Genomic DNA, 19,882 nt, shown 5'->3' on the forward strand with positions numbered 1-19,882 from the left:
CCGGGCACCCGCCTCTGGCGAAACCTTCGACCGGCGCCAAATATTTGATTCATCCTCTTGAAAGGATTTGTAGATTTCACCATGTGACATCTGGAAGTCAGGCCCGGAAAAGCGGCAAAATCCACACGTAGTACGTGATTGTCGCAGGATGAGGTTTCGCGCTTGCAAAACGAGGAACGGCCGCTAGTATCACGCGGGTTCGCGGTACCCCGCAGGACGCCGCTGTACCCAACGTTCCTGGCTTCCGTGACAAGCCTTCCCGTTCGCCGCCGCGCAGATCCGGCGCTGCCGGACAGGGCGGGGTTGTCGCCCGTTGTAGCCCCCCCGGCAGTCCTGCCCCTGGCAGACCTGCCGTGTGACATAGATTGCAGACCGATGTTGAACGCCAATCAATTCTCGCAGCTCGATCTCGTTGAACCCATTCAGCGCGCACTTACCGCTGAGAAGCACGTGGCGCCCACGCCGATCCAGGCCAAGGCCATTCCCCATCTGCTGCAGGGCCGCGACCTGCTGGGTCAGGCCGAGGCCGGCGCCGGCAAGACCGTCGCCTTCACGCTGCCGATCCTGCAGCATCTCTCCATCGACCGGCATCCCGCCGGTGCCCGCAAGGCGCGCGCGCTGATCCTCACCACCTCGCGTGAGCGCGTGCAGCATATCCAGGAAAGCTTCCGCGCCTATGGCCGCTTCGTGCGCCTGAGCCAGGCCACCGTGTATGAAGGCCCCGGCAAGGCGGCGCAGGCCCAGGCGCTGTCGCGCGGCATCGACATCCTGATCGGCACGCCGGGCCGCGTGGTGGAGCTGATCAATGCCGGCCAGCTTGAGCTGAACAAGCTCGAGATCATGGTGCTGGACGAGACCGACCGCATGCTGGAACTGGGCGTGACCAACGAGCTGCGCGCCATTTTCGAGGCCGCGCCGACCGAGCGCCAGACCATCGTGTTCGCAACCACGCTGCCGGCCGAGATCAAGCAGCTGGCCGACAACCTGCTGACCGATCCGGTCACCGTGCTGGCCAATCCGCCGGCGCCGCGCCTGATCACCACCGCCCAGTCGGCCCGCATCCGCGACACGGAAGCCCGCCGCCGGGTGCGCGACCTGCTGCCGGAGCGTATTGTCGGCCGGCGCTGACCACCTAAGGTTATCAAATCTATACGGTTTTCAAGGCGCCCGCGATTCCGCGGGCGCTTGCCTATGGTGGGTAGCTGCGCCAGAGTCGGTCTTGCCGGCGCGGCCAGATTTGCCAGAAACGGAAAATCAACCACGCCGCTGATAGATATGCCTGAATCGGCTGAATGCGGATATGGCTGTGGTGGCAAAGGAGAATACCGAGCAGTCCTCTGACCTGAACTGGCGCGACAAGCTGCGCGCCTGGTGGCATGGCGACGACTATGTCATCCAGCACGGGCCGGATGTGACACCGCTGCCGACGGCCGACGAACCGGCGCCGGAACCGGAATTGCCGCGCGAAGTGCCCACGGTGGACAGCTGGACGCCGCGCCGGCGCCAGATCGTGCAGAAGCTGTTCGGCGAGGGCTTCAACCAGCCCGGCGGCGAAGAGCTGATGAAGCCGCTGATCTCGCCGCTCGGCCTCAACCCGAATCTCTCGATCGCCGAACTGGGCTGCGGCATGGGCGGCATGAGCCGCATGATGGCGCGCGAGAATCTGTGGATCGACGCCTACGAACCCGATCCCGACCTGGCCAATGCCGCCATCGACCTGGCCAAGCATCAGGGCGTGAAGCAGCGCATCAACATCAAGACCACGCCGCTGGACGAGATCCAGTTCAAGCGCAAGAGCGTGGATGTGGTGCTGTCGAAGGACGGCCTGATGCCGGTGCAGGACAAGCGTCTGCTGCTGGCCAAGATCCGCGCCGCCATGAAACCCGGCGGCCAGCTCATGTTCACCGACTTCCTGCTGACCGGATCGACCGAGAGCCGCGTCTACGAGGTGTGGTGGGAGCGCGAGCCGGTGAAGCCTCACCTGCTGACGCCCGAGGGCCTGCAGGCCGAGCTGGAAAGCCTGAATTTCATCATCTGCTACATCGAGGATGTCAGCCACGAGCTGAAAGCCGCCGTGCTGAGGGCCTTCGGCGACTATGCCGAGGAAGTGAAACTGAGAGGCAGGGCCGTGGACGACAACGAGCGCGAATGGGCGATCTCGGAAGGCGAACACTGGGCCATTCGGCTCAGCGCCATCGACGCCAACGTGATCCGGCTCTATCGCGTCTATTGCCGCGTGATGGACTGAACGCAATCATCGTCATGCTCGGGCTTGGCCCGAGCATCCACGAGTTTTTCCAGTAAGACGTGGATGCCCGGCCTTCGCGCTTTGCGCGAGAGCATATGCATGGCGGCGAAGCCGCCGGGGCCGGGCATGACGTTCTTCAATATCCACACAACGAAAAAGGGCCGCATCGCTGCGGCCCTTTTCGTATGCATTATCGCGAAACGCGGATCAGTGCAGCTTGGCCTTGACCTCGCCGATGGCGCGGTCGATCTGGCTTGCCGCGGCAGCACCCTGCAGCGACTGGCCGAGCACCTGAGCGGCGGCGGCAATCGCCACCTCGACCGCGGCGGCGCGGACTTCCTGCACGGCCTGCTGTTCGGCCTGGGCGATCTTGTCCTCGGCCTGTTTGCGGCGACGCTCCAGGCTGGCCTTGAGATCGGCTTCGGCCTCGCGGACCAATGCCTTCGCCTCGGCCTCGGCGGCCGCGACGATCTCCTCGGCTTCCTTCATCGCATTGCGCTGCTTGCGCTGGTACTCGGCGAAGAGCTGCTGCGCCTCCTGGTGCAGCTTCTCGGCTTCCTCAAGATCGCGCTTGATCTTGGCGGCGCGCTCGTCGAGCTGGGCCATCACCTTGCCCGGCACCTTCAGATAGAAGATCAGGGCAAAGAAGAGGATGAAGGCGACCAGCACCCAGAATGTCGAATCCTGGAACATGGGGTTCTCCGATCCGTCAGTTCTGCTTGGCCAGGGCCTGGCCGACCGCGGCTTTCACCGCATCGGCCGAGGGTGCCGTGCCGCTGATGCGGGCCACGACATCGGAGGCCGCTTCGGCGGCGACCGAGGTCAGCTGGCTGAGCGCCTGCTGCTTGGCCGCCTGGATGCGGGCTTCCGCCGCCTTGGTCTGCTCGGCGATCTCGGCATCGACCTTTGCACGCAACGCGGTCGCGTCGGCCGACATCCGGGCGCGGGTGTCGCCGGCGATGCCTTGCGCCTTGGCGCGAGCCTGGGCCAGGGCCTGTTCGTATTCGGCGATGGCCTTCTCAGTCTCGCGCTTCAGCCGTGCCGCCTCTTCCAGGTCGTGTTCGAGGCGCTTCTTGCGCCCGTCCACGACCTCAGCCACGCGCGGCAGAGCCACCTTCGCCATCAGCACATAGAGGACGGCGAAGGTGATCAGCAGCCAGACGAGCTGCGGCAGGAAGGTGGCTGTATCGAGCTGAGGCATTTAGCTCAGACGAACAGGATCAGCAGCGCGATCAGCAGCGCGAAGATGCCGAGCGCTTCGGTCACCGCGAAGCCCAGCATCAGGTTGCCGAACAGCTTCGGGGCGGCGCCCGGGTTGCGCAGCGCGCCGTTGAGGAAGTTCGCGAAGATCAGGCCCACGCCGATCGCCGCACCGCCCATGCCGATCGCCGCAATGCCGGCACCGATCATCTTGGCTGAAGCAAGATCCATGATACTCATCCTTTCTAGGTTTGAACTGATAGTCGGTTGAACTGGTGGATACGCTTAGTGGTGTTCCATGTTGACCGCCTCGGCCAGGTAGAGGCAGGTCAGGATGGCGAACACGTAGGCCTGCAGGAAGGCGATCAGGAATTCCAGCGCGGTGAGCGCGGTGACCATGATCAGCGGCAGGATGCCCGAAACCGACAGCGCGCCGCCCATGCCAATCATGGAGACGACGAAGCCGGCAAACACCTTGAGCGTGGTATGGCCCGCCAGCATGTTGGCGCACAGACGCAGGGACAGCGAGATCGGGCGCGAGAGATAGGAGATGATCTCGATCGGCACGATCACCGGGGCCAGCCACATCGGCACGCCGGCCGGCATGAAATGGGTGAAGAAGTGGATGCCGTTGCGGGCGATGGCAATCAGCGTCACGCCCAGGAACACCACGATGGCCAGCGCGAAGGTGACGATGATGTGGCTGGTGACCGTGAAGCTGTAGGGGATCATGCCCAGCATATTGCTGAACAGGATGAACATGAACAGCGAGAAGATGAACGGGAAATACTGGCGGCCGTTGGGGCCGACATTCTCGCGCACCATGCCGGCGACGAATTCGTAGGACAGTTCGGCGAGCGACTGCAGGCGGCCCGGCACCAGGCTGCGGCTGCGCATGCCATAAACCATCAGCAGGGTGGCGCCCACGGTGGCCAGCACCATGAACAGCGAGGCGTTAGTGAAGGAGAATGCCTGCAACTGGCCGCCCTCGCCGCACAGCGCGAGGCACTTGACCTTGAATTGATCGAGCGGACTTGCAGCCACGGTCATTTCCCTTCCGTCTTGCTTGCGCCGCCGGGGCCGGAAGCGGCCTCCTGGCTGCGCTGCATCACCAGCGCCGTGCGGATCGCCGACCACAAGGCCGCGGCCACGCCCAGCAGAATAAAACCGAGCAGACCCCAGGGCGCCGTACCGAACCAGCGGTCAACCCACCAGCCGATGAAGAGGGACACGACCACCGCGGCGACCATCTCGATCGCCAGCGACCAGGCCTTGCCGACCTGCTGCATCTGGCGGGGATCCGCCTCAGGCCGCTGGTCTGCCCCCCGGCGCCCCTGCACATCCGCCAGTTTTTGATCCAGCCGCGCCAGGTCGGCATGGCTGTCGTCCACCGGCGGCCGCGAGGGGCCGCTGCTGTCCGGTCGGGATGCTGGGGTATCGTCAGCCATGGGCATCTGCTCCGGCCTGAATCAGGACTCCGGCCCCCCGGAAAGCGCCGGCACCATAGAAACCGGGTCAGCCAGCGTCAAGCCGCCCGCGGACCCGGCATTATTTGCGAATCTATTGCATCTGCCAAATCAAGCCCTTTGCAAACAATGGTTTTTCATGGGCTATTCCCGGCAGCGGCGATTCAGGAATCTGCAGCCGGCGGCCTGGCGGGCGGGGTGCGGGCCGCCTGCGACATTCGGTCGCAGCGCGGGTCCGTCAGGGTTCCGGCGGCAGCCCGGCGGGCAGCCCCGCGCAGGGATAGTAGGTGACCTCAGGCCCGATATGGGGCGGGGCCGTTGCCTGGGTCAGCGGGTTGTAATGATAGATCGACAGGCCGAGCATGCCCCAGGGCCGGCCATCGGGCCAGGTCAGCGGCACCACCAGGCGGTCGGCGGCCTTTTCCGTCCGGTCGCGCGGGGCGATCGGCCGGTGGCCGACATGCACCGCCGGTTCGGTGACGATGCGGCGATAGATCGCCAGCGCGGTGGCGGCGCTGGCGGCGGGCATGAAATCCTGCGGCTGGCGGCCGATCATCGGGTGGCCCCAGGCCTCGCTGACCTTCTCGCCGGCCAGGGTGCAGGTGAAGGCGCCGGTCTCGGGGTTGAAGCGGAACATGTAGACATGGGGCAGGCAGGCCCTGATGGCCGCCGGGTCGATGGCCTCGCGCGGCGTGGCGAGCCCGCGGCGTCCTTCGGCCCAGTGCCGCAGTAGCAGCGCGAATCGGCGATCGCCGAAAACCGGCCAGGCGCCGGACTCGGCCACCATGCCCTCCTGATGCGTGACCGTCGTCGGGGAATCCGAATGCGGCTTCATTCCGCCATCATGCTAACTCGGCGGGCTGCGCGCTATCGTCGAGGCGGAGGAAAAACACTGCACCTCCGGTTTAGCCGGCGGGCGACTCCTGGCCACCTTCGCCCAGCGAAAGATCCGGCGGCAGATCCGGCGGCAGGTCGGTGCAGGGATAACGCCAGGCCCGCACCAGCATCGGAGCGGTCTGGGGCTGGTCACGCCGCCGATCATAGCCCAGCAGGGTCAGGCCGATCACGCCATAGGGGGCCCCGGCCTCGTCGCGCAGCGGCAGCATCAGCCGCCGCGCCACCCGCGTGCCCGGGATGTCGCCGGTCGGCGTCAGGCTGGACGTGCCGTGCAGGATGGCCGGCAGCAGGGCGACCCGCCTCAGCCGCTCGTTGGCAAGGCCGCCCTGTTCCGCGCCCCACAGATCCATCGGCGTCTTGCCCATGATGGAAAAGCCCCAGGCCTCGTTCAGCCGGTCGCCCGCCAGGGTGCAGACGACATGGCTGCGGTCCTCGCTCAGGCGGAAGATCCACAATTCCGGCAGGCAGGGAATGATCGTGGCGGGATCGACGGCGCTGCGCGGCGGGGCAAGGTCGTCGCCCCCTGGGCCATGCGAGCGCCACTCGGCCCAGCGCCGCAGCAGCAGGCGCTGCCTGGCATCCTCCAGCCGGGGCCATTGGCCGCGGACAATCTCCTCATCGGCGGCGGAATCGTACTCGTTACCCATGATACTCCGAACTCAGCGCTCATGCCCCCCGGTGCCGCAGAGGCGACAGTGAGGATCGCGGCGCAGTTTCACCGTACGCACGTCGCCGCGCAATGCATCATACAGCAGCAGGCGCCCGGACAGGCTGTCGCCAAGCCCGAGCAGTTCCTTCACGACCTCCAGCGCCTGCAGGCTGCCCATCACGCCGCCCAGCGCGCCGAGCACGCCGGCTTCCGAACAGGCCGGCACGCTGCCCGGCGGCGGCGGCTCGGGAAAGACGCAGCGATAGCAGGGATGCGGCTCGCCCATATGCGCCTTGAAGGTGGAGAGCTGGCCGTCGAAACGCAGCATTGCCGCCGTCACCAGGGTCTTGCCCAGGCGAAAGCAGGTGTCGTTGACCAGAAAACGGGTGTCGAAATTGTCGCTGCCATCGGCCACCAGGTCGTAGCCGCCGATCAGGGCATCGGCATTTTCCGGCGTCAGGCGCGCGGTATGCTCCACCACGCGCACATGGGGATTGAGCGCGGAGATCGACACCGCAGCACTTTCGGTCTTTCTGATGCCGACACGTTCGGTGCCGTGCAGCACCTGGCGCTGCAGGTTGGACAGCGAAACGATGTCGTCGTCGACGATGCCCAGGGTGCCGATGCCGGCGGCGGCCAGATAGAGCAGCAGCGGCGAACCCAGCCCACCCGCGCCGATCACCAGCACGCGCGAGGTTTTCAGTTTCTGCTGCCCTGCGCCGCCGATCTCGGGCAGGATGATGTGCCGGGCATAGCGTTCCAGTTCGTCCTTGCCGAAGGCGGCCACGATGTCACAGCCCGTCGAACAGGGCGGTGGAGAGATAGCGCTCGGCGAAGGACGGGATGATCACCACCACCGTCTTGCCCGCCATGCCGGGCCGCGAGGCGATTTCCAGGCCGGCGGCCATCGCCGCGCCCGAGGAGATGCCGGCGGGAATGCCTTCCAGCCTGGCCATGCGGCGCGAGGTCTCGAAGGCGGTCTCGTTGCCGATGGTGATCACCTCGTCGATCAGCGCGGTATCGAGATTGCCGGGAATGAAGCCGGCGCCGATGCCCTGGATCTTGTGCGGCCCGGCCTTGCCGGCCGAGATCATCGGACTGTCTTCCGGCTCGACCGCCACCATGCGCAGCGACGGCTTTTTCTGCTTCAGCACGCTGCCCACGCCAGTGAGCGTGCCGCCGGTGCCGACGCCGGAAATCACCACATCCACCTTGCCGGCGGTGTCGACCCAGATCTCCTCCGCCGTGGTGTGGCGGTGGATTTCCGGATTGGCGGGATTCTCGAATTGCTGCGGCATCACGCTGCCGGGGATCTGCTTCAGCAGCTCGTCGGCGCGGGCGAGCGCGCCCTTCATGCCCATGCCGGCCGGGGTGAGGTCGAGTTCGGCGCCGAGGAACTTCAGCATCTTGCGGCGTTCCAGCGACATGCTTTCGGGCATGACGAGAATGAGGCGATAGCCCTTGGCGGCAGCGACGAAGGCGAGCGCGATGCCGGTATTGCCCGAGGTGGGCTCGACGATGGTGGCACCGGGCTTGAGCCTGCCGCTGCGCTCCATCGCCTCGATCATGGCGATGCCGATGCGATCCTTCACGGAAGACAGCGGATTGAAGAATTCCAGCTTGGCCAGCAGGTCGGCCGTGGCACCCGCCTCCTTGGCCAGGCGGTTGACGCGCACCAGCGGGGTGGCGCCGATGGTGTCGACGATCGAATCGTAGACCCGGCCGCGCGGCGGATTGAGCGGACGGATGGTGTCGGGGCGCGCCTGCGTCATGGATTCTCCCGTTCTATTCGTTATCGCGCGACGATCCCGGATGCGGGATGCCGCGCATCAGATCGCGAAGTTGTCGGCGCCTTCCAGTTCGGCGGCGAATCCGGTGCTTTCGGCCCGTTCACACAGGTCCTCCAGCGTGATCTTGTCCACCTTTGCCATCAGCGCGGCCTGGCATTCCTCCCAGATCGGCTGCACGGTGCGGCGGCCGAGTTCGGAACCTGCCGAGAAATCGTCGTCGCCATCGGCATCCAGTTCCGAGACGATACGGATCACCTCGCCCACCGTGATGCGGCGGCGTTCGCGCGCCAGCGTATAGCCGCCGCGCGGGCCGCGCACGCCCTTGAGGATGCCGTTGCGCACCAGATGCTGCATCACCTGCTCCAGATAGCGCTGCGGCACGCCCTGGCGGGTGGCGATGTCCTTGGACTGCACCGGCTCGGGTCGGGCATGAAAGGCGATATCCACCACCGCTTCCAGCGCGTGCATGGTGCGCCGCGTGCATTTGAGCATTGTCGTCGTCTCCTCAGGCTGTCTTGGCCGCGGCCCCGGCGGTGCCGGTCGAGCCGAAGCCGCCGGCGCCGCGCTGGGTCTGCGGCAATTCCGCCGCCTCGATCCATTCGACGCGGCTGTAGGCGGCGATCACCATCTGCGCGATGCGTTCGCCGCGGTTGATAACGAAGGGCTGGTCGCCGTGATTGATCAGGATCACGCCGACCTCGCCGCGATAATCGGCATCCACGGTGCCCGGGGCGTTCAGCACGGTGATGCCGTGCTTGAGCGCCAGGCCGGAACGCGGCCGCACCTGGGCCTCGAAGCCCGGCGGCACCGCGATGCTGAGTCCGGTGGGGATCAGCCTGCGCTCGCCGGGTTTCAGCGTGACCGGCTCGGCCACCGCCGCCAGCAGATCGAGGCCGGCGGCATCGGCCGTGGCATAGGCCGGCAGCGGCAGGTCGGCGCCGTGGGGCAGGCGTTTCAGCGGCACATGCAAAGGTGCGGTCATGCGGACTTGTCTTTCTTCTTGCCGGGAGTGCTGAAATGCGCGGCGATGCGGTCGGCCAGACGGGCCGCCACATCCTGCTTGCTCATGGTGGGCCAGTCCTCGACCGAGTCACCGCGCACCAGATGCACGGTGTTACGGTCGCCGCCGAACGTGCCGCTGCCTTCGGCCACGCTGTTGGCCACGATCCAGTCGCAGCCTTTCGCCTGCAGCTTCTTGCGCGCATAGGCCACCACATTCTCGGTTTCGGCCGCAAAGCCGACCACGAGCGCCGGGCGGCGCCAGGCATCGGTGGTGCTGATGGCGCGCAGGATGTCGGGGTTCTCGGCCAGCTTGAGCGTGGGCGGCAGGTCGCCGCTTTTCTTCAGCTTCTGCGGCGCTTCCACCGCCACGCGCCAGTCGGCCACGGCGGCGGCGCAGACCACGGCATCGACGGGCAGCGCCAGAAAGCAATGCTCGAACATCTCGCGCGCCGATTCCACATGCACGGTCTTCACGCCGGGCGGATCGGGCAGGCTGACCGGGCCGCTGACCAGGGTGACCTCGGCGCCCAGCGCGGCCAGGGCGGCTGCAATCGCATGGCCCTGCTTGCCCGAGGAGCGGTTGGCGATGTAGCGCACCGGATCGATCGGCTCATGCGTGGGGCCCGACGTGACGATCATCCGGCGACCCTTCAGCGTCTGGGCCAGAGGCTGCACGCTGGCGGCGGCGGACGGAGCGGACGCCGAAACCTGCGTGAGATGCCGCGGCAGCGGCTTGCCGAACTGCGCCTCGCCAAAATACTTTTCGATGGCGGCGACGATTTCCAGCGGTTCGACCATGCGGCCGGGCCCGAATTCGCCGCAGGCCATCTCGCCGTCGTTGGGACCGATGAAGGCGACGCCGTCCTTCTTGAGCTGCTCGACATTGCGCTGGGTGGCCGGATGCAGCCACATGCGCACATTCATCGCCGGGGCGACCAGAACGGGCTTGTCGGTGGCGAGCAGCAAAGTGGTGGCCATGTCGTCGGCCAGGCCCTGGGCCATGCGGGCGAGGATGTTGGCGGTGGCCGGCGCCACCACCAGCAGGTCGGCATCGCGCGAGAGTTCGATATGGCCCATCTCGGCCTCGTCGGTCAGCGAGAAGAGATCGCTTGCGACCTTCTCGCCGCTCAGGGCGGAGACGCTCATGGGGGTGACGAAATGCCCGGCCGCGCTGGTCATCGCGCAGCGCACGCTGGCGCCGCGCTCGCGCAGGCGGCGGATCAGCTCAAGCGACTTGTAGGCGGCGATGCCGCCTGAAATCACCAGCAGAATGCGTTTGCCCTTGAGCACGATTCCCTCGGGGTTTGCCGACACGACACCGGAAGCATAGCCATTACGGGTTATGCGCGGTTTGTGGCGCAATCCCGAATATTACGCTGCCTGAATGTGTTTAAGGCTAATCCACCCGAACGGAAATCACAAGACCCGAGGGGAATTATCAGACGTGCTGGCCGCCATTAATGTGAATTTCCGCGCCGTTCACGTAGGACGAGGTCTGGGTGCACAGGAAATAGATCGTGCTGGCCACTTCCTCGGGCTTGCCCAGGCGGTGCATGGGGATTTCCCGGCGCACGATCTCGTCGGTGCCGGGCGAGAGGATCGAGGTGTCGATCTCGCCCGGCGCGATGGCGTTGACCCGCACGTTATGCGGCCCGAATTCCCAGGCCATCTCGCGGGTCAGCGCCGCGAGCGCCGCCTTGGAGGTGGCATAGGCCATGCCGGCGAAGGGATGCACGCGGCTGCCGGCAATCGAGGTGACATTCACGATCGAGCCCTGCGCCGCCTTCAGTTCCTCGAACAGGCCTTTCGCCAGCAGGGCCACCGAGAACAGGTTGACATTATAGACGTGCATCAGCGCGGCCAGATCGGTATCCAGCACGCCAAGCCGCGAACCGCCGGGACCTTTCGGCGAGATCGCAGCGTTGTTGACCAGGGCATCCAGCTTGCCGTCGGGCAGCCGTTTCTTCAGATCGGCAATCGTTGCCGGCAGGCTGGAGATATCGTTGAGATCCATCTGCACATGGCTCTCGGCGCCGCCCTCCCAGGGGCAATGCTCCGAGAAGGGTTGCCGCGAAACGGTGAAGACCCTCCACCCCGCGGCCGAGAAGCGCTTCACGGTGGCATGGCCGATGCCGCGGCTGGCGCCGGTGAGGATGAGCGTGCGTTGGCGGTCTGTCATAGTTGCAAATCTATCGCAGGCCCATGACGGGCGCCAGCGGCGGGGGGTCAGCTATCGGGTTTGTTGCGCCGCGTCGCCGCATTCAGCCGGTTATTGATGTAATATTCATCACGCGGGAAGAGATCCGCGTTCAAGTCCATCCCGGAAACCGCCGGCGCATGCAGGATGGCGTCGCGGAACAGCCGGCTGGCGGATTTCGCCTCGATGCCGGCGGCGGCGAAGTACCGCATGGCCTGGGCGCTGGAAAACACCTGCGTCAGGCGGGCGTGATCGACCTGCACCGGACGGCGCGAGCCGATCAGAACCGGAAAGGGCTGCAGCATCGCCACATGGGGAAACACGGCGACAAAGGTGGCGACGCTGCGCGCCGTCGGGCCCCACTGCACATACAGCCCGTCGTCTTTCAGCGCGGCCAGCACCAGGCGCATGAACTCTTCCGAATAGAGCAGTCCGCTATGCGAGGATTCGGGCAGGATCGCATCGGCCTGGATCACGTCGTAACGCCGGTCGGTGGCGAAGATGGCCCGGCGGCCGTCGCCGACCACGAATTCATAGCGCGGATCGCGCAGCAGGCCCGCGATGGCTGAGTCGGGCTGGCGGGCGGCGAAATCGCGCAGCACCTGGAAAACCGGGCCGACCAGTTCGACGACGCGCACATGCTGCGTGGCCGGATTGATGCCGGCGGCAAACGGCGTGCCGCCGCTGCCCGAGCCGATCACCAGCACGGCCCGCGGCGCCGGATGCAGCAGGGGGCCGACCGCGCCCAGGAAGGCATGTTCGACCAGGAAGGGCCATTTCGACTGGGTGAAGCCCTGGATGAAGAAGGGACTGGCGGCGCCATCCTCGCCCAGGCGAAACAGCGCCAGACCGGAACGGTCCTCCGCCACCAGGATCTCGTGATGCTCGGCCGCCTGATGCAGCCGGGCCCAGAATTGCGCATTGCCGGGAAAGACCGCGATGGCGAGCGCCAGCACAACCGCCAACGCCGATGCGCCGCCCAGGGCAAGCGGCTGGCGCTCGCGCCAGGCCGCCAGGCTCCAGAAGCACAGCAACGCCACGGCCAGCAGCGCGATCATCTTCAGCGTGCCCGCGGTGCCCAGCCAATGCAGCGCCGCCAGGCCGGTGGCGAGGCTGCCCGCCGCATTGCCCATGATGTTGGACACCTGCACGGCGGCGACCCGCCAGCCGAGCAGGCTCAGATCGGTCTGCACGCCCTGCTGCGCCAGCGGAAAGGATATGCCCAGCAGAAACGAGGGCGGCGCCACCAGCAGCACCGTCACCAGCAGGGCGGCGGCCAGCGGCAATCCGTAATGCCGCGTGGTCTCGGCCGCCAGCAAATTCTCCCACCAGTCGGCGCCGGCCAGCCAGTAGACGCCATAGATCGAGGCCAGCGCATAGAGCGTGGCAAGCGCCTGCACCACGAAAAAGGCGGCGCGGATGTCTTTCAGCCGCCGCAGCCACATCGCGCCCAGCACCATGCCCAGGCCATCGGCCAGCAGAAAGCTGCCCAGGATGGTGGCGAAGCTGTAGGCCGTGTATTGCGCGATCACGCCGGCCACCCGCACCCAGAGGATCTCGAGCGCGACGATGGCGAATCCCGAGATGAAGACCAGCAGGCCCCAGGTGAGGAATCCGAAGCCGGCCGCCGGCGCCGGACGGCTGGTCGCGGCAGCCTGTGCCGGCGCCGGATCCGCAACGCGCCGCCACAGCAGCAACGCGATCAGCGCGGCAAGCAGATTGAGCAGCGCGGCCACGCGCAGGCTGTTTTCGTAGCCCAGCGTGCCGATCAGCCACCAGCCGCCCAGCAGGGCCCCGAGCCCGGCGCCCAGCGTGTTGAGGCCGTAGAGCCAGCCGATGCGCGGCGCGGCCTCGGCCAGCGACTGCACGGCGGCCTTGGCCAGCAGCGGCAGCGAGGCGCCCATCAGCATCGTCGGCACCAGGATGCCCATGAAGCAGACGGCGAAGATGCCCCAGCGGCTCGGCACCAGCGGTCCCACCACCTGCACGACGAAATCGTAGAGGAAGGCACGGCTGCTGAGCGCAAACAGGCCGATGCCGATTTCGCACAGCACGAACCCGATCAGCGCCGCGCGCGGGCTCAGGCGATCGGTGACCGCGCCGGCGGCCAGGCTGCCGAGGCCGAGGCCGAGAAGAAACGCGCCGACCACCAGCGCGGCGGTGACGGCATCGGATCCGGCAAACAGGCCGAGCATGCGCTGCCACACGATCTGGTCGATCAGCGCGGCGAAACCGGAGAGAAAAAAGGCGGCGCACAGAAAAAGGAAAACCTTGCGCCGTGAACCGGCGTCTTGATTGATGGCAAACATTGCAACTCCCCCTGCCGGCGGATTTTAGAAGCGGCCTGCGGGATTGCACCAGTAAATTAATGCCATATTGCCGCCGCAATGACCCGGCAGAAGCAGGCATATTGCGTCGCAGCATGCCGATGCGCTCCCCATCATCGCCAAACCGGCACGAGAACCGTCATAGCAGGAGGCCATCCCATGAGCGTCGGCTACCCCATCGGGATCGAAGAAGAGTATTTCCTGGCCGAGGCCGAGACCAAGAACGCGGTGTCGCGCATGCCCAAGGCCCTGATCCGCCGTGCGCGCGGGGCCTTGGGCGAGCAGGTAACGCCGGAACTGCTGCAGTCGCAGATCGAGATCGCCACGCCGATCTGCCATTCGCTGGAGGAAGCGCGCGGCCATCTGCGCCGCTATCGCCGCGCCCTGCGCGACGCCACGGCGGAATTCGAGCTTGAGGTCTTCGCCGCCGGAACACATCCGATGGCGGAGTGGAACGAGCAGCAGCCGACCGACAAGCCGCGCTATGCCAAACTGACCAACGACCTGCAGTTCCTGGCCCGCCGCAACATGATGTGCGGCCTGCACGTGCATGTGGAGATCAGGGATCCGCATGTGCGCATCGACGTGATGAACCGCATCCTGCCCTTCCTGCCGGTGCTGCTGGGCTTAAGCACGTCCTCGCCGTTCTGGCGCAAGCATGCCACCGGCCTGATGGGCTATCGCCTGGCCGCCTATGACGAATTGCCGCGCACCGGCATTCCCGACTTCTTCGTCAACCTGGCCGACTACAACAGCTTCATCGACACGCTGGTCGGCGCGGGCGTGATCGAGGATGCCAGCCATGTCTGGTGGGCGATCCGGCCTTCCCTGCGCTTTCCCACCCTGGAACTGCGCATCGCCGATTCCTGCACGCACATGGAAGACACGCTGTGCATCGCCGCGATCTATCGCTGCCTGGTGCGTGCCTTGCGCCGCCTGCCCGACCTGAACGGAATCTGGCGCAACCACACGCGCCTACTGATCGAGGAGAACCGCTGGCGCGCCCAGCGATATGGCACCGCCGAGGGCCTGATCGATTTCAACGCCCGCCGCGTCGTGCCGTTCACCGAGATCATCGAGGCCATGCTGGACCTGATCGCCGAGGATGCCGAGGCCTTCGGCTGCCGCGCGGAGGTGGCGCATGCCCGCACGATCCTCCAGCGCGGCACCTCGGCGGCGCAGCAGATCGCGCTGTATCGCCGCCTGCGCGACACGGAAGGCGCCAGCCGCATCGAGGCGCTGCGCGCCGTGGTGGGCTGGCTGGCGCAGACGACGGCGGCCGTTTAAGCGCGGCTGCGCATCGCGATATACTGCGGCGATGAACGACGATGGCGATATCGAGCAGGGCGCGTTGCGGCTGGACAAGTGGCTGTGGCTGACCCGTTTCTGCAAGACGCGGGCGATCGGTCAGAAACTGGCCGGCAAGGGCCGCATCCGCATCAACGGCCGCGTGGTGGACAAGCCCCATGCCCTGGTGCGGGTGGGCGATGTGCTGACCCTGCCGCTGCCAGCCGGGGTGAAGGTGATCCGCGTGCTAAGCCTGCCGGCCCGCCGGGGACCGGCCGCGGAAGCGCAGGCGACCTACGACCTCGTGCCCTGAACGTGCCGCCCAGACTGCGCCAGAGTGGCGCGGGGCGCGGAATCCGCTTGATCCAGCACTGTATGTGTACGAATAATTGACCGGGATTTGCCCCTGTGCTACCCCACGCGCCGCTGCCGCCCCATATCAGGCAGTCAACCGAAGCCAGCTTTCCCAGGGTTCCGCCGATGACCTATGTCGTGAGCGAGCAGTGCATCAAGTGCAAGTACATGGATTGCGTCGAAGTCTGTCCGGTCGACTGCTTCTATGTCGGCGAGAACATGCTGGTGATCAATCCGGACGAATGCATCGATTGCGGCGTCTGCGAGCCGGAATGCCCGGCCGAGGCCATCCTGCCCGACACCGACAACCGGGCCGAGGCCTGGGTTGAAATGAACCGCGAATACGCCGCCAAGTGGCCCAACATCACCCGCAAGGGCGAGGCCCCGGCCGATGCCGACAAATGGAAGGGCGTGGCTGACAAGTTCAAGCAGCATTTCAGCCCCAATCCCGGCGAAGGCAGCAAGTAGCCGCCGCCCCGGCATCCGCCGGGACATGACCCCCAAAATTCCACCATGGCGTGCAGGCCGGCCGGTTTGCGCGTCCTCTTCGCTGCTGTCCACCCCGGCCGCGCTGTGGTATATTATGTAACGGAACAATAACCTCACCCGGCGATCATACCGGGTGGTGGGACCGGCTCCTGGACTGCGGAGAGTAATCTGCAGCTTTGGGTTGCGCCCGAGAGATTGGTTTCGACCAGCGCGGCTTCTGCACAGGGTCTATGGACCCTGACCGCCTCGTATTTGGCCGGGCCGGATGTCTCCGTCAGGGTGCGGCAGGCCGGGGTGGATTGACATTCAACGAGGGTGGCCAGTGACCAAAGCCGCGAAGAAAGCCCCTGCGGGCAAGAAAAACCCGGCCGGCAAGAAGCCGGCGGCCAAAACCGCCGCCAGGGCGGCGGCGGCAAAGAAGCCGGCCACGGTGAAGCAGCCGGTGAAGGCGAAAGCCCCGGCCAAGCCGGCGGCAAAACCCGCCGCCAAGCCCGCGCCCGTCAAGGCCAAGCCCGCCGCCAAGGCCGCGCCGGCCAAGCCGGCCCCCAAGGCGCCCGCGGCGAAGGCCCCGGCAGCGAAGCCGACGGCCAAGCCAGCCGCCAAGCCGGCCGCCGCCGCCGCGACGAAGAAAAAGGTCGAGGCCAAACCGGCCGCCAAAGCCCCCGCCGCGCCGGTCCGGCCGTCGAAGCCGATGGCCGTGTCGGCCCCGCCGTCGCGGCCGCTGCCGCAGCCGGTGAAGCCGGCCGCAGCCGAGCCCAAGCCGGTGCAGCAGCAGAAGCCGATCCAGCTCAAACCCGTGCCGGCCAAGGTGAAGGTGGATTTCGCCGCCGGCGACCACGTGGTCTATCCGACCCACGGCGTGGGCAAGATCCTGCGCATCGAGCGGCAGATGATCGCCGGCTTCGAGCTCGACCTGATGGTGGTGGAGTTCGAGCGCGACAAGATGACCGTGCGCGTGCCGCTGTCGAAGGTGAATTCGGTGGGCATCCGCAAGCTCAGCTCGCCGCAGAAGATGCGCACCGCGCTCGACACCCTGAAGGGCCGCGCCCGCATCAAGCGCGCCATGTGGAGCCGCCGCGCCCAGGAATATGAGGCCAAGATCAATTCCGGCGATCCGGTCTCGATCGCGGAAGTCGTGCGCGACCTGCACCGCAATGCCGGCCAGCCCGATCAAAGCTATTCCGAGCGCCAGATCTATGAATCCGCGCTGGACCGCCTGGTGCGCGAACTGGCGGCGGTGGAGCGGATCGACGAGGATTCTGCCACCAAGAAGCTGGAAAAAATCCTCAAAGTCGCATGATCCTTCCGGGCCTGGCCGCTGCGGCATGCATCGCTCCGGGCGCGAAAAAATAACGCGGCTTTTCGCTTCGCATTCTCCAGCGGGTCCGGTAGCATCGGTTGCCGGACCCGCTTTTCATTGGCCGATTCGTTAGGGACTTGTCCGCGCTGCATCCCGCTCCCGCTTCATCCGGCACCCAGGCTGCGTCTTCCCAGCCTGCGTCTTCCCAGGCTGCGTCTGCATCCGAAGCCTTCGCCATCCTGCGTAACAGCCGTCGCGTCTGGGCCGTGGCCGCGGTTCACGCCGAGGTCGACCGCCTGCGCGACGCCCATAACGAGCTGGCGGCCCGCCTGCTGCCCGGCGACCGCCTGGTCTATCTGGGCAACATGATCGGGCAGGGCCAGGCCACCATCGCAACCCTGGACGAACTGCTGGCCTTCCGCCGCGATTTCCTCTGCCTGCCTGGCGCCGAGCCCGAGGACATCGTCTATCTGCGTGGCGCGCAGGAAGAGATGTGGCGCAAGCTGCTGCAGATTCAGTTCGCGCCGGGGCCCGGCGAGGTCTTCGACTGGATGCTGCGCCATGGCCTGGACCCCGTGCTGCGCGGCTACGGCATGGAACCGGCCCAGGCGCGCGGCATCCTGCGCGAGGGCGCGCTGGGCATCAGCCGCTGGACCAATGCGCTGCGCGCCGCCATCCGCAAGCAGCCCGGCCATGACGACCTGTTCGGCTGTTTCCGACGTGCCGCCTACACCGCCGGCGGCGAGTTGCTGTTCGTGCATGCCGGCATCGATCCCTCGGCGCCGCTGGCCGCGCAATCCGATCATCTGTGGTGGGGTTCGCCGGCCTTCCGCGCCATGACCCAGCCCTATGGCGGCTTCCGCCGTGTCATCAGCGGCGGCAATCCGCGCGGCGAAGGCGCGCATCTGGATGCCTTCACCTGCTGCCTGGATGGCGGCGCCGGTTTCGGCGGACCACTCAATGTGGCCTGCTTTTCTCTCGACGGCGCCATCGTCGAGAGTTTTGCCATCTGACATCTACCCGCCTGCCCGCTCACTTCGTCCCTAGATGCAAACCCGGCATCTTGCTATGCCTTAGGGCATGGACGACCGCGCCACACTCGAAACCCTTGCCGAGGCCCTGCTGGCGGATCGGCGCGACGCGCTCGAAGCCTATTTCGCCGCGCGCGGCGCCCGGCTGGAATCGCTGGTATGGTCGCCGAGCAGCACGGTCTGCGCCTGCCCGCAGATCGCCTTTCTGATCAATTACTGGCAAAGCCTGCGCAACGGCGCCGCTCTGCCGGCCGCCGACAGCATCTCGCCTTTCGGCATGAAGCCGGCCCTGGGCCATATCGTGCTGATCGACATGATCGACGATGGCTGGGACGGGGTGTTCCGCCTCTATGGCACCAAGGTGGCCGAAACCTATGGCGCCGACATGACCGGCCGCCGCATTTCCGAGATCGACGGCGGCAATTACGTGTCGCTGTTTTTCCGTGCCCTCTATCGCACCGCCAGCCTGCGGCGGGAATCGCTCTACACCCACCATTTCCCGCCGCCGCATGTGGCCGTGGAATCCTGGCAACGTATCATGTTACCGCTTCAGGACGCCCAGGGCCGCGTGACGCGATTTCTATGCAGTAATGTTGCAGGACCATGGCGACCGCCGCATGCCAGGGCCGGCGCGCCCAGCCCCGCGTTCACGACAGCGTGACAGGCCGCACGCAGGCTTGAGGTGATCCGCAAGGTCAGTTGGGGCGTAGAATTGGCAGACCAGAGAGGCTGCCATGACCCCAGAGCGAACTGCTTCTGTGCGGATTGTATCTTCCTCATCTTCCTCCGAAGCCAGCGACCGCGCCTTCGTCCGCCGGGCCATGCGGCTGCCGCTGCTGTCGCCCGAGGAAGAAGCCGCGCTCGCCCAGGCCTGGCGCGAGACGCAGGACCAGACCGCCCTGCACAAGCTGGTGGCCCCGCATATGCGGCTGGTGATTTCCACCGCAGTGCGTTTCCGCCATTACGGCCTGCCGCTGAACGACCTGATCCAGGAAGGCAACCTTGGCCTGATGCAGGCCGCCGCGCGCTTCGAGCCCGAGCGCGGCGTGCGCTTCGCCACCTATGCCGCCTGGTGGATTCGCGCCGCGATCCAGGATTTCGTGCTGCGTAACTGGTCGATCGTGCGCACCGGCACGACGGCGGCGCATAAATCGCTGTTCTTCAACCTGCGCCGCCTGCGTGCCAAGATCGAGCGCGGCGGCCGCGATGCGCTGACCGTAGAAGGCCGGCGCCAGCTCGCCCGCCAGCTCAATGTCAGCGAGCATGACGTGCTGCACATGGAAAGCCGGCTGGCCGCCAGCGACCGTTCGCTGAACGCCGTGATCGGCGAGGATGGCGAAACCGACTGGCAGGACCTGCTGGTGGACGACCGCCCCAATCCCGAGGAAACCACCATCAGCCAGCGCGACACGCGGCTGCGCCGCCGCTGGCTGGGCGAGGCCGTTGACGCGCTGCCCGAGCGCGAGCGCATGATCGTGCAGGCGCGCTTTTACAGCGAAGGCAACGTGACGCTGGAACGGCTGGGCATCAAGCTCGGCATTTCCAAAGAACGCGTGCGGCAACTGGAGCACCAGGCCCTGAAACGCCTGCGCCGCCACCTGGGCGACGTGCCGGGATTGCAGGACGCGACCGGGCACTGACTCCG

The 19,882-nt window shown here is 66.5% G+C and carries 23 protein-coding genes; 9 read left to right on the plus strand and 14 right to left on the minus strand.

Translation table 11 applies throughout. From position 1 onward, the window contains the following. The first annotated feature begins 375 nt into the window (after nt 1-375). Together ACK4FK_RS03520 and ACK4FK_RS03525 are read left to right on the plus strand one after the other, a co-directional pair. On the plus strand, nt 376-1,128 hold the full coding sequence (locus ACK4FK_RS03520) for a DEAD/DEAH box helicase (protein ID WP_409741175.1): 753 nt from the start codon (nt 376-378) through the stop codon (nt 1,126-1,128). Nucleotides 1,129-1,300: 172 nt separating this feature from the next. Then, nucleotides 1,301-2,248 (plus strand): class I SAM-dependent methyltransferase, encoded by a 948-nt coding sequence (locus tag ACK4FK_RS03525; protein ID WP_409741178.1) that lies wholly within the window; start codon nt 1,301-1,303, stop codon nt 2,246-2,248. A gap of 207 nt (nt 2,249-2,455) precedes the next feature. Here ACK4FK_RS03525 and ACK4FK_RS03530 read toward each other — a convergent pair whose 3' ends face one another. The 14 genes from ACK4FK_RS03530 to ACK4FK_RS03595 all read right to left on the minus strand — a co-directional run bounded on the left by ACK4FK_RS03530 (nt 2,456) and on the right by ACK4FK_RS03595 (nt 13,758). Beyond that, entirely contained in the window at nt 2,456-2,941 is a 486-nt protein-coding gene (locus tag ACK4FK_RS03530) for a F0F1 ATP synthase subunit B (protein WP_409741181.1), read from the minus strand. 16 nt (nt 2,942-2,957) lie between these two features. Then, nucleotides 2,958-3,449, minus strand: a complete 492-nt coding sequence (locus ACK4FK_RS03535) for a F0F1 ATP synthase subunit B' (protein WP_409741183.1) — start codon at nt 3,447-3,449, stop codon at nt 2,958-2,960. Nucleotides 3,450-3,454: 5 nt separating this feature from the next. Further along, nucleotides 3,455-3,679 (minus strand): F0F1 ATP synthase subunit C, encoded by a 225-nt coding sequence (locus tag ACK4FK_RS03540; RefSeq protein ID WP_144068315.1) that lies wholly within the window; start codon nt 3,677-3,679, stop codon nt 3,455-3,457. A 54-nt stretch (nt 3,680-3,733) separates the two neighbouring features. Then, entirely contained in the window at nt 3,734-4,492 is a 759-nt protein-coding gene (locus ACK4FK_RS03545; protein WP_409741186.1) for a F0F1 ATP synthase subunit A, read from the minus strand. 2 nt (nt 4,493-4,494) lie between these two features. Beyond that, entirely contained in the window at nt 4,495-4,896 is a 402-nt protein-coding gene (locus ACK4FK_RS03550) for an AtpZ/AtpI family protein (RefSeq protein ID WP_409741189.1), read from the minus strand. 256 nt (nt 4,897-5,152) lie between these two features. Further along, nucleotides 5,153-5,749, minus strand: coding sequence for a PAS domain-containing protein (locus ACK4FK_RS03555; RefSeq protein ID WP_409741191.1), 597 nt, complete (start codon nt 5,747-5,749; stop codon nt 5,153-5,155). A gap of 70 nt (nt 5,750-5,819) precedes the next feature. Then, complete coding sequence (locus ACK4FK_RS03560) at nt 5,820-6,458, minus strand: PAS domain-containing protein (RefSeq protein WP_409741193.1); 639 nt, start codon at nt 6,456-6,458, stop codon at nt 5,820-5,822. 12 nt (nt 6,459-6,470) lie between these two features. Beyond that, nucleotides 6,471-7,247, minus strand: coding sequence for a HesA/MoeB/ThiF family protein (locus ACK4FK_RS03565; RefSeq protein ID WP_409741196.1), 777 nt, complete (start codon nt 7,245-7,247; stop codon nt 6,471-6,473). A 4-nt stretch (nt 7,248-7,251) separates the two neighbouring features. Further along, the gene (cysK, locus tag ACK4FK_RS03570) at nt 7,252-8,232 is read right to left on the minus strand and encodes a cysteine synthase A (protein ID WP_409741199.1); all 981 of its coding nucleotides are present in this window, start codon (nt 8,230-8,232) and stop codon (nt 7,252-7,254) included. Between the two features lie 57 nt (nt 8,233-8,289). Continuing rightward, nucleotides 8,290-8,742 carry an RrF2 family transcriptional regulator gene (locus ACK4FK_RS03575; protein ID WP_409741202.1) on the minus strand — a complete coding sequence of 151 codons (453 nt, stop codon included), beginning with the start codon at nt 8,740-8,742 and terminating at the stop codon, nt 8,290-8,292. A gap of 13 nt (nt 8,743-8,755) precedes the next feature. Next, complete coding sequence (dut, locus tag ACK4FK_RS03580) at nt 8,756-9,232, minus strand: dUTP diphosphatase (RefSeq protein WP_409741204.1); 477 nt, start codon at nt 9,230-9,232, stop codon at nt 8,756-8,758. Next, nucleotides 9,229-10,542, minus strand: a complete 1,314-nt coding sequence (coaBC, locus tag ACK4FK_RS03585) for a bifunctional phosphopantothenoylcysteine decarboxylase/phosphopantothenate--cysteine ligase CoaBC (protein WP_409741207.1) — start codon at nt 10,540-10,542, stop codon at nt 9,229-9,231. Before coaBC ends, dut begins: the two co-directional genes overlap by 4 nt. 148 nt (nt 10,543-10,690) lie before the next feature. Further along, nucleotides 10,691-11,431, minus strand: coding sequence for an SDR family NAD(P)-dependent oxidoreductase (locus ACK4FK_RS03590; RefSeq protein WP_409741209.1), 741 nt, complete (start codon nt 11,429-11,431; stop codon nt 10,691-10,693). Between the two features lie 47 nt (nt 11,432-11,478). Then, nucleotides 11,479-13,758 (minus strand): spermidine synthase, encoded by a 2,280-nt coding sequence (locus ACK4FK_RS03595; RefSeq protein ID WP_409741212.1) that lies wholly within the window; start codon nt 13,756-13,758, stop codon nt 11,479-11,481. Between the two features lie 177 nt (nt 13,759-13,935). Between ACK4FK_RS03595 and ACK4FK_RS03600 the strand changes: the two genes are divergently transcribed. From ACK4FK_RS03600 to ACK4FK_RS03630, 7 genes are all read left to right on the plus strand, one after another. Then, on the plus strand, nt 13,936-15,063 hold the full coding sequence (locus tag ACK4FK_RS03600) for a carboxylate-amine ligase (protein ID WP_409741215.1): 1,128 nt from the start codon (nt 13,936-13,938) through the stop codon (nt 15,061-15,063). A 31-nt stretch (nt 15,064-15,094) separates the two neighbouring features. Further along, nucleotides 15,095-15,376, plus strand: a complete 282-nt coding sequence (locus ACK4FK_RS03605) for an RNA-binding S4 domain-containing protein (protein ID WP_409741218.1) — start codon at nt 15,095-15,097, stop codon at nt 15,374-15,376. A 167-nt stretch (nt 15,377-15,543) separates the two neighbouring features. Beyond that, nucleotides 15,544-15,885 carry a ferredoxin FdxA gene (gene fdxA / locus ACK4FK_RS03610; RefSeq protein WP_409741221.1) on the plus strand — a complete coding sequence of 114 codons (342 nt, stop codon included), beginning with the start codon at nt 15,544-15,546 and terminating at the stop codon, nt 15,883-15,885. 343 nt (nt 15,886-16,228) lie between these two features. After that, nucleotides 16,229-17,206 (plus strand): CarD family transcriptional regulator, encoded by a 978-nt coding sequence (locus ACK4FK_RS03615; RefSeq protein WP_409741224.1) that lies wholly within the window; start codon nt 16,229-16,231, stop codon nt 17,204-17,206. A 137-nt stretch (nt 17,207-17,343) separates the two neighbouring features. Next, entirely contained in the window at nt 17,344-18,219 is an 876-nt protein-coding gene (locus ACK4FK_RS03620; protein ID WP_409741227.1) for a hypothetical protein, read from the plus strand. Nucleotides 18,220-18,286: 67 nt separating this feature from the next. Further along, nucleotides 18,287-18,898: a PAS domain-containing protein gene (locus tag ACK4FK_RS03625; protein ID WP_409741230.1), complete on the plus strand. Its 612-nt coding sequence runs from the start codon at nt 18,287-18,289 to the stop codon at nt 18,896-18,898. Nucleotides 18,899-18,971: 73 nt separating this feature from the next. Beyond that, entirely contained in the window at nt 18,972-19,877 is a 906-nt protein-coding gene (locus tag ACK4FK_RS03630) for an RNA polymerase factor sigma-32 (protein ID WP_409741232.1), read from the plus strand. Nucleotides 19,878-19,882: the final 5 nt, after the last annotated feature.

Origin of the sequence: Ferrovibrio sp. (assembly GCF_046297895.1) — a bacterium.
Taxonomy (GTDB): Bacteria; Pseudomonadota; Alphaproteobacteria; order Ferrovibrionales; family Ferrovibrionaceae; genus Ferrovibrio.